General features: G+C 47.3%; 15 protein-coding genes. 11 read left to right on the top strand and 4 right to left on the bottom strand.

Going from position 1 to position 17718, the window contains the following annotated elements:
- Window positions 1-200 precede the first annotated feature (200 nt).
- Both RQP52_RS14520 and RQP52_RS14515 read left to right on the top strand, forming a co-directional pair.
- The gene (locus RQP52_RS14520; protein ID WP_315952392.1) at window positions 201-1043 is read left to right on the top strand and encodes an SDR family oxidoreductase; all 843 of its coding nucleotides are present in this window, start codon (window positions 201-203) and stop codon (window positions 1041-1043) included.
- 75 nt (window positions 1044-1118) lie between these two features.
- Window positions 1119-1628 carry a hypothetical protein gene (locus RQP52_RS14515; RefSeq protein WP_127450038.1) on the top strand — a complete coding sequence of 170 codons (510 nt, stop codon included), beginning with the start codon at window positions 1119-1121 and terminating at the stop codon, window positions 1626-1628.
- A 318-nt stretch (window positions 1629-1946) separates the two neighbouring features.
- Here the strand turns inward: RQP52_RS14515 and RQP52_RS14510 are convergent, their stop codons facing one another.
- Together RQP52_RS14510 and RQP52_RS14505 are read right to left on the bottom strand one after the other, a co-directional pair.
- A complete protein-coding gene (locus tag RQP52_RS14510; protein ID WP_315952389.1) occupies window positions 1947-2258 on the bottom strand; it encodes a hypothetical protein in 312 nt (103 codons plus the stop codon).
- A 66-nt stretch (window positions 2259-2324) separates the two neighbouring features.
- On the bottom strand, window positions 2325-3332 hold the full coding sequence (locus RQP52_RS14505) for a LacI family DNA-binding transcriptional regulator (RefSeq protein WP_315952388.1): 1008 nt from the start codon (window positions 3330-3332) through the stop codon (window positions 2325-2327).
- Between the two features lie 120 nt (window positions 3333-3452).
- On the opposite strand from RQP52_RS14505, the gene fucU reads away from it, so the two are divergent.
- The 7 genes from fucU to RQP52_RS14470 all read left to right on the top strand — a co-directional run bounded on the left by fucU (window position 3453) and on the right by RQP52_RS14470 (window position 13410).
- Window positions 3453-3878 carry an L-fucose mutarotase gene (gene fucU, locus RQP52_RS14500; protein ID WP_315952387.1) on the top strand — a complete coding sequence of 142 codons (426 nt, stop codon included), beginning with the start codon at window positions 3453-3455 and terminating at the stop codon, window positions 3876-3878.
- An 83-nt stretch (window positions 3879-3961) separates the two neighbouring features.
- Window positions 3962-5752: an L-fucose isomerase gene (locus tag RQP52_RS14495; RefSeq protein WP_315952386.1), complete on the top strand. Its 1791-nt coding sequence runs from the start codon at window positions 3962-3964 to the stop codon at window positions 5750-5752.
- 1013 nt (window positions 5753-6765) lie between these two features.
- Complete coding sequence (locus tag RQP52_RS14490) at window positions 6766-8088, top strand: response regulator (protein ID WP_315952385.1); 1323 nt, start codon at window positions 6766-6768, stop codon at window positions 8086-8088.
- 112 nt (window positions 8089-8200) lie between these two features.
- Entirely contained in the window at window positions 8201-9625 is a 1425-nt protein-coding gene (locus RQP52_RS14485) for an ABC transporter substrate-binding protein (RefSeq protein WP_315952383.1), read from the top strand.
- A 66-nt stretch (window positions 9626-9691) separates the two neighbouring features.
- Window positions 9692-10603: a carbohydrate ABC transporter permease gene (locus tag RQP52_RS14480; RefSeq protein WP_315952381.1), complete on the top strand. Its 912-nt coding sequence runs from the start codon at window positions 9692-9694 to the stop codon at window positions 10601-10603.
- Window positions 10600-11481, top strand: a complete 882-nt coding sequence (locus tag RQP52_RS14475) for a carbohydrate ABC transporter permease (RefSeq protein ID WP_315952380.1) — start codon at window positions 10600-10602, stop codon at window positions 11479-11481. Before RQP52_RS14480 ends, RQP52_RS14475 begins: the two co-directional genes overlap by 4 nt.
- Before the next feature lie 165 nt (window positions 11482-11646).
- The gene (locus RQP52_RS14470; protein ID WP_315952379.1) at window positions 11647-13410 is read left to right on the top strand and encodes a sensor histidine kinase; all 1764 of its coding nucleotides are present in this window, start codon (window positions 11647-11649) and stop codon (window positions 13408-13410) included.
- Between the two features lie 340 nt (window positions 13411-13750).
- Here RQP52_RS14470 and RQP52_RS14465 read toward each other — a convergent pair whose 3' ends face one another.
- On the bottom strand, window positions 13751-13945 hold the full coding sequence (locus tag RQP52_RS14465) for a hypothetical protein (protein WP_157321866.1): 195 nt from the start codon (window positions 13943-13945) through the stop codon (window positions 13751-13753).
- 115 nt (window positions 13946-14060) lie between these two features.
- Window positions 14061-14930: an AraC family transcriptional regulator gene (locus tag RQP52_RS14460; RefSeq protein WP_315952377.1), complete on the bottom strand. Its 870-nt coding sequence runs from the start codon at window positions 14928-14930 to the stop codon at window positions 14061-14063.
- Between the two features lie 248 nt (window positions 14931-15178).
- On the opposite strand from RQP52_RS14460, the gene RQP52_RS14455 reads away from it, so the two are divergent.
- A complete protein-coding gene (locus tag RQP52_RS14455) occupies window positions 15179-16372 on the top strand; it encodes an LLM class flavin-dependent oxidoreductase (protein WP_315952376.1) in 1194 nt (397 codons plus the stop codon).
- A gap of 44 nt (window positions 16373-16416) precedes the next feature.
- Window positions 16417-17718, top strand: coding sequence for an ABC transporter substrate-binding protein (locus RQP52_RS14450; RefSeq protein WP_315952374.1), 1302 nt, complete (start codon window positions 16417-16419; stop codon window positions 17716-17718).

Genomic DNA, 17718 nt, shown 5'->3' with positions numbered 1-17718 from the left:
CTTTTAGTTTGAGGGAATTAGAGAATTAGTGGGCGTTATTGGAATGGAATGAAATTCCCAGTGAGAGGGGATTAAAAGTTGGCGTTATGGGCATGCATGAGAATGATTGCTCTCGCTTCATCACTTTTACATATCGACATTGTGAAGTTTGTGTGGGATTATGTAGGGTAGTGATGGCGAGATGAGAGGCGGTGGCGGCGATGGGGAGTAAACGTGGAATCGCACTGGTGACAGGCGCGTCCAGCGGATTCGGCTTATTAACGTCCATAACGCTGGCTCAAAAAGGGTATCATGTGATCGCGTCGATGCGGGAACTGAGCAGGAGCGATTCTTTGCTGCTGCAAGCGGAAAAGGCAGGCGTAAGCTCAGCTATCGACACTTTGCACTTAGATGTAACGATTCAGACATCGATTGAAGAAGCTGTTTCTGCTATCATGAAGAAGTATGGACGAATCGATGTGCTGATTAACAATGCCGGCTTCGCTGTTGGCGGCTATGTGGAAGATGTTCCGATGGAAGCCTGGCGATTCCAACTGGAAACGAATGTGTTTGGGGTCATTGCCACGACCAAGGCCGTTTTACCGATTATGCGCGCTAACCAATCAGGCTGTATCGTCAATGTGAGCAGTGTGAGCGGGCTGTCAGCCTTTCCCGGTTACGCACCTTATAGCACATCCAAGTTCGCGATCGAGGGTTTTAGCGAATCCCTTCGTTTGGAAATGCTGCCGTTTGGCATTCGTGTACATCTGGTTGAACCGGGAGCTTACCGCACGGAGATTTGGCGAAAAGGTTTCGAGGCTATTCATACGACGGAAGCATCGCCGTACTGGCAGCAGCTCAGCAAGGTGCTGGCGTATTCGCGGAAAGCGGCAATGACAGCCCCCGATCCGCAGGAAGTGGCAGATACAATCGCGCGCCTGGTGGACAAGCCGGGAACGAAACTTCGCTATCCGCTTGGTCGCGGCGTGCAGATGGGGCTTTGGGCTAGAAGTTTTTTGCCATGGAAATGGTATGAAGGCCTATTACATCGATTGTTGAAATAACAATGACAATGACAGTGGTAGTGACAGTGGCTGTAACGGGGAGTCCAGAATGCAGAAAATCAAGGAGTGAAATGAATGTCTCGCAAGTGGGAACGAATGGTCAGTAAAAATGCTAAGAAAATCAATAAGGATAGGTCCAAAAGAGGGATTGCCCCAATTTCTACAGATCCTGATCGGGCTGAAGTATTTAAGGGCAGAAGCATTATGTTAGCTTTGTTTTTCGTTCTGATTTCCGTCTTTCTATTGTTGACTTTGACTAAAACGAGTGGGGACACCATGTATTGGTATACAACTTGCGCCTATATGGTTGTTGGTTTGTTCGTTTATTTCATTCGCAGACCTTATCTCAAGGTGAGTAAGACGAGTTTATCGAAGCGTGGATTTGCTAGAGAGCTGGTACTTGGCGCGGATAACATTAACGAGATCGTGTATGCGCCAGGACAAGTGGTTATTCATCTGAAAGGCAAGTCCCCGCGCTGGGTGTACAACAGAACGTTGAATCGTTTTGACGTGGCGGCCATGGCGGGCAGATTGAAGAAATTTGCTGAGCAGAATCAAGTTGCTTTTGTGGATAAAACGGTATAGGCATGAATGAAGCTGTCTTCGTGGGTCTGATGGACCTTTGGAGACAGCTTTTTTTTGTTTGCCGTGGTGCAGATGAGGGAGATAGGAGAGATAAGGGAACACCAGGGCGCTATTTTGATGTAATTGGCCATTTGAGCCATTGTAAGGGAACTGTGGGTCACTATTTTAAGGTTTTTGGATAAAATGGGGCGATTTCGCTGGAATAGAACCCTGTAGTTCCGTTTCCGCTGCCAAATCGCCTGTTTTTCAGAGAATAGCGTCTTGTAGTTCCGCTAAATGTAAGTAACGTTGGCCGCCATATTCAAACGAATGCCGCGCTTAATCATATTTATCCTCGTCAACTCGGAGGACATTATCCATGATCAACTCGGCTTCTGTCTCGAAGTTGAGGTGAAGCGGTGCGGGGAGGATGTCCAGGATGTCCTGCACCATCTCCAAATTCATCAGATCGTCGATGGAATGCGGCCGCGGCTCCAATGCCTGGACCCATTCACGGAAAACATCGATGAATAGGTAAAAAGAGGACTGGAATTGGTCCGCGACTGCTTCCTGCTCATCGTTTCGCGAGGCTGACATGGCGTTCCAGTTGTCGATGGTCGTTTGCAGGGCTTGTTTAACGGTTGGATTCATGTGATCTCCTTTGATAACTTGTTGATTTTGCTGCGCGTGCGGCGTAAGAGAATAGGGCAATTTTACTCACCTCAAAGCTTGCGCAGATGAACGAATGAGCAGCTCCGAAGGCAGGATCATCTTCCGATGCTCCGGCGTTGCTTCGCCCTCAATGCGCTCAACGAGCAGCTGCATGCCCAGTGCACCGAATTGATAGGCCGGCTGTGAAGCTACGGTCAAAAAAGGATTTAAGGCATCCGTGGGGCCAAAACCATCGAAGCAAACGAGCGAGAGATCGCTGGGAACCTGTAGGCCGCGTTTTCTCAAGGCTTGAATGGCGCCAATGGCCAGCATGTTGTTAGCTGCAAAAATGGCGGTAGGTGGGTTCTCGTGATGGATCAGCGCATCAAGCGCGGATTCATCTTGAAAATCCCGAAAGTTCCGATGAATCACGAGCGAATCTTCGACAGAGAGCCCGTTGAGCAGATGTGCTTCGCGATATCCTGAATACCTTAGTCGAGCGGTAGAGACATCAGGGGAACCGTTAATCATGGCGATCCGGCGATGCCCGAGCTCTATCAAGTGCTCTACAAGCTTTCTTGCGCCTTCCTTGCTGTCCCCAAGCACGAGATCCGCTCCAATGCCCGGAATTTCACGGTCAAGCATAACGAAAGGAATGTTGTGTTTTTGCAGCTGCAGCAAATTCTCGAGCGAGTGATCCCCGGTAGGGGCGAACAGGACGCCATCCACACGGGTAGACAACATCATATCGACATAACCTTTTTCCTTCGCGTAGTCCTCATCGCTATTTGCGAACAACAGCCGGTAACCGGCCCGAAGAGCGGCATCCTCAGCCCCGCGGGCGAGTGTTGTATAAAACGGGTTCGTAATATCTGTTATGAGCAGTGACAGAATTTTCGTCTTTTGAAGGACGAGGCTGCGGGCCATCGAGTTCGGAATATAGTGAAGTTCTTCCATAACCTTCTTCACACGCTTGCGCGTGGCTTCGCTGATACGGCCCGTGTTATTGATAACTCGGGAAACGGTCATGGCGGAAACACCGGCTTTTTCAGCGATGTCATAAATTGTAATCAAGTAGCGTCACCTTTTCATTCATATATTTGTCTATTGTATAGAAATTAAAGATTGACAGCAAGGCTTAAAGTTGATAATTTTGAGTTACCGATAACACATACTTTTGAGGAGGTCTTGAATATGCTAAAAGGGATACCCCCTATCTTGTCACCTGAATTATTGAAGGTGTTGATGGAGATGGGCCATGGTGATGAAATTGTTTTAGCGGATGGGAACTTTCCGGCAGCAAGTCATACGAATCGTCTGCTTCGATGCGACGGCCATGGCGTTCCGGAATTATTGGAAGCGGTTTTATCGTTGTTCCCACTGGATACATACAGTGAACAGCCGGTAGCTTTAATGGCCGTTGTCCCCGGAGATCAAGTAGAAACGCCGATCTGGGGCGTATACGAACAAATCATTCAAAAGCACATGAAACCTGAGATTGAGTACGTAGAACGCTTTGCATTTTATGAAAGAGCTAAGAAAGCCTATGCCATTGTAGCAACAAGCGAGAAAGCTCTGTACGCCAATGTAATTTTGAAAAAAGGTGTTATTAGCTCATAATTTGAATTATCGATAACTCTAAAAAGTCGGCGTGTGATAGAACCTTTTAAATCGCAATAACCCACTACTGAGGAGGATAAAAAATGCCAAACAGCAATCACAGATGGAACCAGGATTTCCCGAAGATCGGGATCAGACCAGCGATTGATGGCAGAAGAAAAGGGATTCGCGAATCCCTTGAAGAACAAACGATGAACATGGCTAAAGCCGTAGCGGCACTATTGAGCGAAACTTTTAAATATCCCAATGGCGAGCCTGTTGAGTGTGTCATCGCGGACACTTGCATTGGCGGGGTAGCGGAAGCAGCAGCTGCAGCAAACAAGTTCTCGAAATCCGGTGTGGGCGTGTCTATTACGGTTACTCCTTGTTGGTGCTACGGAACAGAAACGATGGATATGGATCCTTCCACACCGAAAGCGATTTGGGGCTTTAACGGTACAGAGCGTCCTGGCGCTGTTTATTTGGCGGCAGTTTTGTCCGGTCACGCCCAAAAAGGGATTCCTGCCTTCGGTATTTACGGGGAAGATGTGCAGGATTCCGGTACGACGGACATTCCTCAAGACGTTCAAGAGAAATTGATCCGTTTCTCTAAGGCTGGTCTTGCAGCCGCTTACATGAAAGGCAAATCGTACTTGGCGATTGGCTCCGTTTCCATGGGGATTGCGGGTTCAATCGTGAACGAGGAGTTATTCCAGAACTATCTGGGCATGCGCAACGAATATGTCGATATGTCGGAGCTGGTTCGCCGCATAGAGGAGGAAATTTTTGATCCGGAAGAGTACCAATTGGCGCTAAACTGGGTCAAAGAGAACTGCTCAGAAGGGCCGGATAATAATCCAGCTGCCATCCAAACAACACGTGAAAGAAAAGATCAAGACTGGGAAACCGTAGTGAAAATGTCCTTGATTGTCAGGGACTTAATGATAGGCAATCCACGTCTGGCTGATCTTGAATTTGGAGAAGAAGCGCTTGGTCACAACGCGATCCTTTCCGGCTTCCAAGGCCAACGTCACTGGACAGATCACTTCCCGAACGGCGACTTTATGGAAGCGATTTTGAACACATCCTTTGACTGGAATGGCAAACGTGCGCCTTATTTGGTTGCTACGGAAAACGACAGCCTTAACGGGGTAGCGATGCTATTCGGCAATCTTTTGACGAACACGGCGCAAATTTTTGCAGATGTAAGAACATACTGGAGTCCTGATGCCGTTAAACGGGTAACAGGGCACATTTTAAGCGGTGCGGCAAAAGACGGCATTCTCCACTTAATCAACTCGGGTCCAGCAGCACTCGACGGTACAGGTGAGCAGTCGCGTGACGGTCAGCCTGCCATGAAACCTTATTGGGAAATTACCGATGAAGAAATGAACAAATGTCTGAAAGCGACATCTTGGCGCCCGGCTTCCCTCGAATATTTCCGTGGGGGCGGATACTCGTCAGACTTCCTTACCAAAGGTGGAATGCCTGTAACGATGTCCCGAATCAACCTTGTGAAGGGCTTAGGACCTGTCCTGCAATTAGCCGAAGGTTACACTGTGGATCTACCTGAAGATGTTCATAAGACATTGGACGATCGTACGGATCCAACGTGGCCGACAACTTGGTTTGCTCCGATTTTGACAGGTGAAGGGTCATTCACGGATGTATACTCGGTTATGGATAACTGGGGTTCGAACCATGGTTCCATCAGCTACGGCCACATTGGTGCAGACTTGATCACACTAGCAGCGATTTTGAGAATTCCGGTTTCCATGCATAACGTGGCCAAAGAGCAAGTTTTCCGTCCGCGTGTTTGGAGCAATTTCGGAACGTCCGATCCGGAAGGTGCGGATTTCAGAGCTTGCAGCTCTTTTGGTCCTTTATACAAGTAAGAGGAAACGTGTATTAAGGTAAGAAATTCAAGGCTTGGAAAGCGAAGCTTACCGCGTGAATTTATTGCAGCAGAAAACCCGTTCTCATCGTTATTTGATGGGGGCGGGTTTTTTGGTGTTTGGGGGAGAGCATGGAATGCTGATTGCATCAGCGTTCTAACGGTGCATCTTGAGGTGTGCAGCCTCAAGAAAAGCTAAGGTGGCTTCGAAGCCACCTTAGAGGAACAATGAGCCGCTATTTCGCAGAAAAGCGGCGATAGAGCCGTTGCTGGGGAACTACAGGGCACTATTTCAAGGTCTTGGGCGGAATATCCGCCGAAAACCTTGAAATAGCGCCCCACAGTTCCCCTTCCTTATGAAAAAGCGCATTTCGCAGAAATAGCGCCCTGTAGTTCCCATCTGCGGCTGGGCCGAGCCGGCAGAGATATTAGAGGGGAGCAATCGCCCTCTCAATTGTTTATGCTAGTTTAAGAGCGAGCTATGCGCGACTTTCGGAGGGGTTGAGTGTGAGCGCTGGTGAAATCAGCGTTCTAGTGATGTGTCGTGGATAAATAGTGTTTAATTGTAGATTGCTAGTGCTAGTGCTGCATTGGTGATTCGATGTGAAGTGAAGCGAAGCAATGTAATGTAATGTAATGGTTATACTAGCGCGACGGCTGCATGCCCAATTCATTGGAGCTCATCTTATGGAAACTAAAGCAGTGTATAAGCATGAAGACTTAGAAGCAGCAGTCAACTCCAAGTAGAACAAAAAGGGAATGGATATGGGGTGGAAAAACGTAGCGCCAGTATTTGAAATCCTGTTCAAACCATAAGCATCCATTCAAAAGAACACGATTTCAAGAAACGGTTGGAATCCCATATCCAATTCCCTCCCCGTGCTCAAACGTATGGGTTTATGGCAAGTTGTTCATAGTTACATCCGACACAATAAACGTAATAAAAACCATAGGAAAGCCAATTGTTGTACTATAAAATGAAGAGGATGCATGAAAAGAATACCGAGGTGACCTATGGTAAATATTTTAGTTGTCGATGATGAACCTATGATCTGTAAAGGTGTTGCAACCATTTTGAAGCAATCCAAGCTGGATATTGGCGAGGTTTTTATTGCATATAACGGGTTTGAGGCGCTCGATTTCATCCATTTGGAGAAAATTGATCTCGTGTTTACCGACATTCAGATGGAAAAGATGAACGGTATTGAATTAATTGAAAATATATTCATGGAAGACCCATCGATTCCGATTGTCATTTTATCCGCTCATGGCGAGTTTGAATATGCCCAAAAGGCGATTCGTTTCGGAGCCAAGGAATATTTGGTTAAGCCGATTACGCCGCCGCATCTGATTGCGGTTACAGCGAAGCTGCTTAAGGAGAAGGAAGAACGACAGCAGCATTTTTCCAATTGGGAAGGCAACCGGACGTTGGCGGACATTACGACGCTGGAAATGAACTATTATTTGAGCGAGATTGTCACGGGAACCGTCCATGAATCCGAAGTGCCCGACATTAGGGAGAAGCTCGGGAGTCGTGCGTCCGGCACCCATTACAGCATGCTGGTGATCAAGTTATTTTTAAACAGGGGCGGCATTAGAGATGAGGAGATAGCAACGCTGAAGGACCGTAGTCTTCTGAAGTACGCCGCTTTGAATATTATTGAAGAGACGGCAAGCCAGTGGAGCCACCTTGTGTTCAATACGCACAATTCCACGTTTTCTTTGTTGATGCAAATCCCTGAGGAAGAGAAACAAGGAACGCTCAGTATTAATCAGATGCTGATGGTAGCTCAAATGATACATGCGAATTTGCAAAAATATGTGAATGTCAAATGTCAAATCGGCATCAGCCGCATTCAGGAAGGCATCATCAAGTGGCCCGTCATCTACAAAGAAGCGATGGAGAGCTTGACGTGGGGAGAGACGCAGAAAGACCATTATATGTTTTACATAGAGGATATCGGGAAAACGACGAATGAGCAGAATTTAACGAACACGCAAGTGGACGAGGCGAATAATCGCATTGTTTTTGAGACGAAAACGTATATTGAACATCATTTCTGCGATAAAGGGCTGAAGCTGCAGGACATCGCAGACAGTGTGCATTTGAGCCCCAATTACTTGAGTTATTTGTTTAAAAGAGTGATGGGCCAGGGGATTTGGGACTATGTGACCCAGCTGCGTATGGAAAAAGGGAAGCAGCTGATTCTCACGACAGATAAACGCCGATACGAGATATCGGAGGAGATCGGGTACGAATCGCCGGAGCATTTTAGTAAAATATTTAAAAAACATTTTGGGGTGAATATTTCGGAGATCAAAGTGGCGGGACCGTAATATGCGACATGATTAGCGTAACAAGGCACATCGCTAGGCGGCCGGGGTACCCCTTATAATCGGAATTGTAGCAGCAAACGTAATTAATATGATTTTGAAAGGGGAACCAACGATGAGAGGTAAGAAGACATCCGCAATTACGGCGATTGCCCTGACGGTCTTTTTGGCAGGATGTGGTGCACCATCCGCAACAACTAACGCGCCAAGCGCGAGCCCTGCCGCAACAGGGGCAACCAACGCTTCCACAGCAACTCCTGCTGCCAAAAAGGTGACTATCACCGCCCAAGGCTTCAAGCCGGACCAAAAAGAGAAAAACGATCAACTGGATCAGCGGATCGCCCGTTTTAAAGCGAAAAATCCGAACGTTGAATTTAAGAAAGACGACTGGCAGTACAATCCGCTTGAAATCGGGATCAAAATGGCTTCGAACAGTGCTCCGACCGAATACACCACCTATGCAACGGAAGGCAAGGTGCTCGTTGATAAGAAATGGGTAGCGGACATTACCGATTCCATGAACGCCTGGGAGCACTCGAAAGACATGAATGATCTCCTCTCCAAACCGTTCGTTGTGAATGGCAAAACGTATGGGGTGCCGATCGATGGCTACGTTATGACGATTACATTGAACAAGAAATTGTTCAAAGAGAAAGGCGTCGATCTTCCGCCTATGGATTGGACGTGGGATGACCTTCTTGCAGCTGCGAGAAAAATCAACGACCCGGCCAAAGGGATCGCAGGATTTATCCCTATGGGGAAAGGTCCGGAAGCGGGGTGGAACTGGACGAATTTCCTCTATGCAGCGGGTGGAGATGTGCAGAAGCTCGACGGCGGCAAAGTCGTAGGCATATTCAATTCCGACGCGGGTTTGAAAGCGCTTGAATTTTATAAAAAGCTGAAAGATGAAAACTTGATTCCGCAAAACTGGGCACTCGGTTACGGGGATGCATTAAGCGCATTCTCTCAAGGACGCGGCGCGATGGTCATGTGTGGAAGCGGAAATGCAGCAGATGCAGCGATTAATGAAGGCGGTATTTCAAAAGAGGATATGGTTGTATATCCGATGCCAGCCTTGACCAAGGGCGGCAAGCATACGGGCGTTCTCGGCGGCAACTACCGAGTGATCAATCCAAAGAGCGACAAAGATCAGCAGACTGTGGCTTTTAAATGGATTACGGATGAGTACTTCACGGACGATTTCTTGAACTCCACGAAAAAAGAGATCGAGGACCGTAAAACGAAAAACCGTGTCTACATTCCGCAGCCGATCAACTACTGGAAAGATTCCTCCGATTTCGGCAAGAAATACACGGACTTATTAGCTAAATATGACAACGTCTTCAAATACGATCCGCAGCTGCTCAGCCTCTGGGACGGCAAGCCGGAAGCACAATATGAAGCGCAAAAGTATTACACAGAGATGGCCAATGTGATCCAAAAAGTGTTCACAACCAAAGATGTAGATTTGAAAAAGGCTCTAACAGATGCGTCGAATAAAGTGCAAACGGAAGTCTTTGATAAAGTGAAAGTCGAATAGCGACCGGAACAATCGGATCTAAGCTGCCTTTGCGGTTTAGGTCCGATTTCATAAGGAGTGTTGGAGATGGATGCAGAAATAAGTGTACAGCCTGTCGCAGCGGCTAGCACCGTTAAGAAGAAGATCAATTGGTATTTGTGGGGAACGTTATTCATTATCCCGGAGATTGTGTTGTTTATTATTTTCTTGTGGGTGCCGATTATTAAAGGGATTTTCTACAGCTTTTACAATATTGATTTTGTGGATGGCAATCATTTTATTGGCCTTGCAAACTATCTTCGTATTTTTCAGGATGAGCTTCTGCTGATATCTGTCAAAAATACCTTGTATTATATGGCGCTGGGTATCGTGATCGGCTTCTGGGTCCCTCCGCTCGTTGCTATCGCTGTCTCGGAATTAAAGTGGTTTCAGGGGGGAGCGCGCATTATCGGATACTTGCCCAGTGCGATTCCCGCTATTGTTCTATACGGCATGTGGCAGTGGTTTTATGATGCAGTAGGTCCGATCAACTCCTTTTTGCAAACCTTGGGGCTTCCTCAGCTGCAATTCTTCAGCCCTAAGCTCGCTATGGGTTCCATCGTTCTGCTGGAAACGTGGCAAAGCTTTGGGGCGGCTACACTCATCTATATCGCGGCTATCGTAGGAATTCCGAGGGACATCTACGAAGCAGCGGAGATTGACGGGGCGAGCGTGTGGCAGCGAATCCGCTACATCACCTTGCCGAGTATCCGAACCTTGATGCTGCTTCTGCTGCTTCTTCAGGTGATTACAACGTCACAAGGTTTCCAAGCGCAGTTATCCATGACCGATGGCGGGCCGAACAATGCTACGTTAACGTACCTGCTGTGGCTCAATCATACGGCATTCCGGGACCTTGATTTTGGGAAAGCAAGCGCGATGGGCAGCTTAATGTTTTTTGTTTTAATCCTGTTGTCTGTGTTATACAATTTGCTGCAGCGTAGAGGTGAGAAGGCATGAAGCAAGAAGAACGCGGCATTATTTCCAGATTTGATATGAAAAAAGGCACGGTACGCACGGGCTACACCATCATGGTGGTGTTGATGCTTGTGATGGGTGTAACGATGCTGTACCCGTTTTTCAATACGTTTTTTGGGTCATTAAAAACGCGGGAGGAATTTTTCGCTTTCCCTCCGACCTTTTTCCCGGAGAGCTGGGTTTGGACCAACTATAAGGATGCTTTTACCGGATTCGATCTGCCTTTGTTAACATTTCTCAAAAATACCGTGTTCATCTATGTCGGCAATGTGATCGTTTCCCTGCTGCTGATCGGCTTAGCGGCATATGCGCTGTCGCACTTAAAAGTTCCTTTTAAACGATGGGTGACGCTGTTTTTCTTTTCCACGCTCCTGATCCCGCCAGCCACGTATGTTGTGCCTAACTTACTCAATTTGAAAAGCTTCGGTATGCTGAATACCTACTGGGCGTTCTGGCTGCCGGCTGCAGCGAATGCGTATTTCATGCTGCTGCTCAAAAACTTTTTTGACGGCATTCACAAAGAGATTCTGGAAGCGGCGAGGATAGATGGCGCAACCGAATTCAGCTCCTTCATCCGGATTGCCGTTCCGTTATCTACACCCATTATCGGTACACTTCTGATGTTATCCTTTTCGGCGACGTGGAACGATTTCTACTGGCCTAGTCTGGTGATGACGGAGAGAGGGATGTATCCCCTGGCTACCGGGATTTATCTGTATGTCGTTTACTCGACATCGGTGATACCGTGGAGTGTCCGCTTTGCGGTACTGACGATGGCGATGCTGCCGCCGGTGGTGTTCTTCCTCGTTTTTCAAAAGTTTATTATTCGCGGCATTTCAGTTTCCGGTGTTAAAGGTTAAGCGAATAACGTCCATCAGAAACTATTTCTGGTGGCGTTTTCTTTTGCTTAAAGGAGAATGTCTCCAGGATCGCGAAACTAGGTGAAAGCAAAGGATATCGGGAGTATGACCTGATGAAATGGCTGGAAAGGAAAGGTAATCCTTATGCGGAAAATGCTGCGTAATATGAATCTGATGAAAAAGCTGATCGTCCTGCTCATCTTATTCGTTGTCATCCCGATATTGGTCTTGGATCTGGTTGTCGCCAAAAAGCTGGAGTCGATTACAGAAGAGCAGGTGGGCAATGCCTTGCTGCAATTAGTACGGGGCAGCCACTTAACGTTGGATCGGGAAAGCAGCGATTTCGAGGAAAAGACGGAGAAAATCATGATCTCTCAGGAGATTCAACAGCTCGCGAGCATCCCTTCCTCATCGGAATATGAGCGATTTGAAATCTTCAAGACGCTGGATAAATATTTGAGCAATTATTCAACGAATGCGATTCGTTATTCCATGTTCTTTTCAGATACGGATAAGCAGTATTCGTTCGTGCCGAATTCGGATATTTTAAACAACGGGATCTTTTATGCCACGGATTTGAATGCGCTCTCTTGGTATAAATCGGTGAGTCAAGCAAAGGGGAAAGGGGTTCTTCGCGTCATAGATAAGTTCGGCTATAATCCGAATAACGTGAAAACCGTTGCTTATTTGCGGCAGCTCAACAGCATTTATAACGGAGAAACGGTCATCGGTTACTTGCTCGTGTCGGGCATTGAGACGCCTTTACAGCAGGATTTTTCGCCTTTTGATAAATATGCGGATGGGGAAGTGATGCTGCTGGATCAAGAAAATACGGTGCTTGCCACCAACACGGAGAAATTTCAGATCGGCTCAACAGTGCCTGCGGCTGCGGATAAAGTGGAGGGTGTTTATAAGCTGAAGGAAGCCGGTGTGGAGTACATGCATGTGCTTCATACAAGTGAAGCTACGAACACGAAACTGCTCATGAGGGTGCCGGTTCAATCCATCATTATCGATCATATTAGTGTGCAGCGTCTCGTGGATTGGATTATGTTTATTTACTTCCTCATTTTATTTTTGGCCAGCATCTACTTTATTCAATCCATCTTGAAGCCAATTTCGAGGCTGGCGCGTATTACCAATTCCTATCATCCAGGCAGGCCGCTGGCAATCTCTATGCATTCGGAGAGTAAAAATGAGATCGTGCTGCTCAGCAACCATTTTATCCGGATGACGGACCGTTTGAATCAGACGATTTATGATCAATATGAGCTGGAGTTAAAGCATAAGGAAATCGAATTATCGATTCTTCATACGCAAATTAATCCGCATCTCCTGTACAACACGCTGGAGTCTGTGTACTGGCATACTTTTATGGAAGGCGCGACGGAATCTGCTGAAATGATCAAGGACTTATCGCTTATTATGCGAATTGGGCTAAGTAAAGGAAAGCTGCTGATTCCGGTCACGGAGGAAATGAATCATGCGGAGGCATACGTCCGCTTGCAATTGTTCCGCTACGAGTACGCTTTTCAGGTGCATTGGGACATTGAGGAAGAGGCCAAAAAGTATCTCGTGCCGAAGGTCATCCTGCAGCCAATCATTGAGAACGCCATCCTGCACGGCATTAAGCATATGAGCCAAGACGGGGAGCTGTGGATCACGGTGCGCGTGCGGGGTGGTCTCGTGAGGATCAGCGTGGAAGATAACGGTTACCGGCAGGCGGATATCGAGATGTTGAATGCGATTATAAAAGGCAAAGAAAACAATCGCGGGTTTGGCATTATTAACGTTCAGAAACGGATTCAGCTGCATTTTGGCAGCAGCTACGGTCTGCGTTACAGCCACAGAGAGGATCAAGGCGTACGTGCCTTGATTGAGATTCCGGCGATCCTTGACGAGAATGAATGGAAGCAGCCTCCGGCCTGAGGCTTGGGAAGTAGGTGATGCAGTCGTCCAACCATCTCGCGTGAGGGAACTACAGGCCTCTATTTCCCGGAAAAGGCAGGCTTCCGACTGTGATGGGAACTAGCGTCCGCTATTTGGCCATTTTCACCCGGAAAACGTGGCATGGATGCGAAATAAGGACCTGTAGTTCCGCTCGGGAGGAAATAGCTCGATTTTCACGAGAATAGCGGACTCCAGTTCCCTCTGACTGAAAACTAAGCGGAAATTAACGCGAGGTTTTCTGGAATTTAATAATCAAAAGAACCTAGCGGTATAAAAATACCACTAGGTTCTTTCGCATGACATGAGGCTATGTTTAAGTTTAGTTTTGCGGTAAACCAAACTCGCTATTCGTTGATGTAGTGGGATCAGTAATATCCACATATTGATCGACCGTGTCCAGGACCTGACTCAGCTGCCAGCGGCTAAAAATAACATGGTCCGAAGAGATAGCATTATAGGTGCTTTCTTCTTTACTAATCTTAAAGCCTCGGTAATTCTCATAAATGGTTCTCATTCTGATCTCTCCCTCACTTTGATGTATATCTTAAACTATCATCAAACGCAGATTTTTGGTAGAGGTGTAAATTGATAGATATTGTCAATTCTTGGCTTATTTCATGTAAAAATGATTAATTGCTTTTATTTTGCTGCCTATAAAGGGTTGGGGGCATCCCGATATGCTTCTTAAACGCTTTTGAAAAGCTGAATAAATCAGGATAGCCAACGGAATTGGCAATTTCGGAAAGCGTATACGCTGTTTGCTCCAAAAGCAGCTTGGCTTCATTCATTTTCAAACTTTGGAGGTACTCCATCGGGGTAACCCCGTACGTTTTGCCGAATTGTTTGGTAAAATGCGTTCTTTCCACGCCAACATGATCCGATACTCGCTGTACCGTGATTCCTTCGGCGTAGTGGATTTGCATATAGGAGAGGCCCATTTGCAGCCAGGTAACGGCACGATTTTCGTGATTGGCTGCGGGCTTGTGCATGCCGGATAATGAATCAAAAACACGATATAGATGATTCAGCCTCGACAGATCCGTTGCTTGGCGTTCTCCTTCGCTGACTGCGCTTATGAAGTCCCACATTAGACTCAGAGCTTGCTCAGTTGCTGCGCCCGAGAGATGAGGCGAGTGAGGGCTCAGCCCGATTCGTTCCAACAAATGAAGCGACTGCTTCCCGTCAAAAGCCACGAAGATTTTATGCAGCGGATGGCTCGCGACAGTCACATACTCATGCGTCACCTGTGGAAATAAGCAAAACATATCTCCTTTGCCCAATGAGAAGGTCCGATTGTTTTGATAAAATGTCCCTTGGCCTTCCAGTACGAAAATCAAATAATAATAAGGCGTTGTCCTGGGCCCGATATGATAATTGGATTTTGCAATATTATGGCCGATGCGGATGGGCCACACATTGCCTGCTTTTTCAAATTCGGAAGGGGTAAAATAGTAAATCTCCAAATACTCATGATGATCTTCACGCATATTCTTCCTCATCAACTACACCTCTTTTTCACATGCCCAGTACAATGGGTTTTCATGAAGCAAGCAGAATGACAACTCCATCATAAGACCAAAAACCACAAATTGACAAGTTGAAAATAACACGAAATGACATTGACCCCGGCCGTGGTTCGTTGTTATGATACAAATACATTCTATTCCTACCTTTTTTGTAGGATTTTGACCAGACAACTGGAAATAACAAAAATAAAAATAACATCAAGTCGACAGGAGAGCCTGAGATGACACTTCATAAAGAGATTGAGTTTGGTTGGTTTTTGCCGACATCCGGTGATGGTAAGTATGTTGGGGTAGCCCCGGAGCGAGAAGCTACGTTAGATTATTTAATCGATGTCGCCCAAACGGCAGAACGATCCGGATTTGAATTTGTCCTGATTCCAACCGGAGGAGCTTGCTTGGACGCTTGGGTGGTGGGCTCTGCGGTGATGAGCCACACGACGACTTTGCGGCCGTTAGTTGCCGTACGTCCCGGACTGGTCGCCCCTGTACTGGCAGCGCGGATGGGAGCGGCATTGGATGTGCTTTCCGGAGGGCGGGCTATGATTAACGTCGTAACCGGCTCGTCCGTGCAGGATTTAGAAGAATTAGGGGATCCATTAGCACATGCTCATGATGAAAGATACGAGCGGGCTAGAGAGTATGTAGAAGTGATGCAGCAAGCTTGGACGCAAACGGATGTCCTCGCGGCTTCGGAGTTTGCGGATGCATCGAAGAATGAAAAGGCGAAAGAAAGCCAGCTTTACCAAGGGAAGTATTATCAATTCAATCGTCCCGTTTCTTCCCCGTTAACGGTTCAAAAGCCGCATCCGCCTTTTTACCTGGGAGGAAGCTCGCCTGCTGCCAAGCGATTGGCTGTTGAGACTGCTGACACCTATCTCATGTGGGGAGAGCCGCATGATTGGATTCGTGAACAGATCAGTGAGATCGAAACAGTTCGGGCCGAGTATACGGCAGAAACAGGAGTGGACCGTCCTCTTCGTTACGGACTGAGAGCGCAAGTGCTCGTTCGTGATACGGAAGAAGAGGCTTGGGCAGCAGCTTGGGAGAGCATCTCCAAGGTATCGCCAGAAGCGATTGCGAAAGCGCAAGAAGCGTTTGCCAAAACAGATGCGACCAATCAGCAGCGTCAGAACGATTTAAGAGAGCTTTCCAAGGACCAACAATTCGTCGTAGGACCCAACTTGTGGACGGGTTTATCCCTTGTTCGCTCCGGCGGTGCAATCCTCCTGGTAGGTACAGCCGATCAGGTCGCGGATCGATTGGTTGAATACGCCGAATTAGGCATCTCTTCGTTCATCCTTTCCGGGTATCCTCATCTGGAAGAGGCAGAAACATTTGGTCAAGCCGCACTGCCGTTATTCCGTGAAAAATGGCAATTGAAGCTGCAAGAGGCCGGAGTGCCATCCAACGCATAAATCTAGCAACATCGTATCGAAACAATCAATCAGGAGGTCTTTCCATGAAAAAAAATAAAAAAAAGAGCGGGTTCCTCGTTGTAACGGTCACATTGCTGTCCATCCTTACGGCAGCATGCGGATCGGCTACCGACACCGCATCAACACCAGGCGCATCTACCGGAGCTAGCGCGACCGCTGCTGCTTCAGGCAAACCTGTAACCATTAGCTTCTTGCATTGGCGTGGAGAAGACGTGAACTCCCTGAACGGCATTATTACCAAATTCCAAGCCGAGAATCCGACCATTAAGGTTGAGATGCAAACGATGCCGTCGGAGCAGTACCAATCCACTGCACAAGCCAAGCTGGCGGACGGTTCTGTAGGTGATGTGTTCACGTCTTTCCCTGGCGCGCAGTTCGAAGCGTTATCCAAAGCAGGCATTTTCACGGATTTATCTTCAGAAAAATTTCTTAGCAATTTTAATGATACCCTCATTCAAGTAGGCAAAAAAGACGGTAAACAAGTGGCGGTGCCCTACCAGCTGGTTTACAACGATCCGATTTATAACGTCAAACTGTTCCAAAAGTTTAATCTGACTCCGCCCAAGGATTGGGAAGGCTTTCTGGCTTTATGCGAAACGCTGAAAAAGAACGGCATCATTCCAATTGCTTTTGCAGGCGCGGATATTGGCCCTGGGCAATTTATGAATACGATGGTGATGAACAATGAACCAAGCACCGATATTTTCACCAAAGTTGAAGCGGGTCAAGCGAAATTAACCGACGAGTTCTGGGTCAAAACCTTAACGCAATTCAAGGAGCTTAACGATAAAGGTTATCTTCAGCCTGATGCGCTGGGCACAAAAGACGCGGCAGCAGGGGCTCTTTTTATCCAGGAAAAAGCAGCCATTCTGGCCAGCGGATCCTATCAATTAGCGCAAAATAAAAAGCAAAATCCGAATCTGGAGCAAAAACTACTCGCACCTATCACGGTTGCTGCTGACCAGGCGAAATTCGAAGGTGTCCACACAAGTACGTTTATGCTAGCCGTAAATAGCAAATCCAAGCATCCGGCTGAGGCTAAGAAATTTATTGAATTTTTGAGCCGCAAGGAGATTGCGAGCACGTATGCGAATGAGACGGGGCAAAATGTAACGGTCAAAGACGTTCAGTACTCATCGCCTGAGCTTCAGGTAGCGACAGAGTGGGCAGGAAAGAAAACACTCTTCCAGCCGCGCTTCAGCATCACGAATGCTGATAATCAGAAGGCGGTAACGAATTCGATTCAGGCTGTGCTCAGCGGTAAATCGCCTCAGGATGCTGCGAAAGAAGCGCAGGCTATTATCGATCAGCATCTAGTTAAATAA

Origin of the sequence: Paenibacillus violae, assembly GCF_032461945.1 — a bacterium.
Lineage (GTDB): Bacteria > Bacillota > Bacilli > Paenibacillales > NBRC-103111 > Paenibacillus_E > Paenibacillus_E violae.
This window is presented reverse-complemented; position numbering and strand designations above follow the sequence as displayed.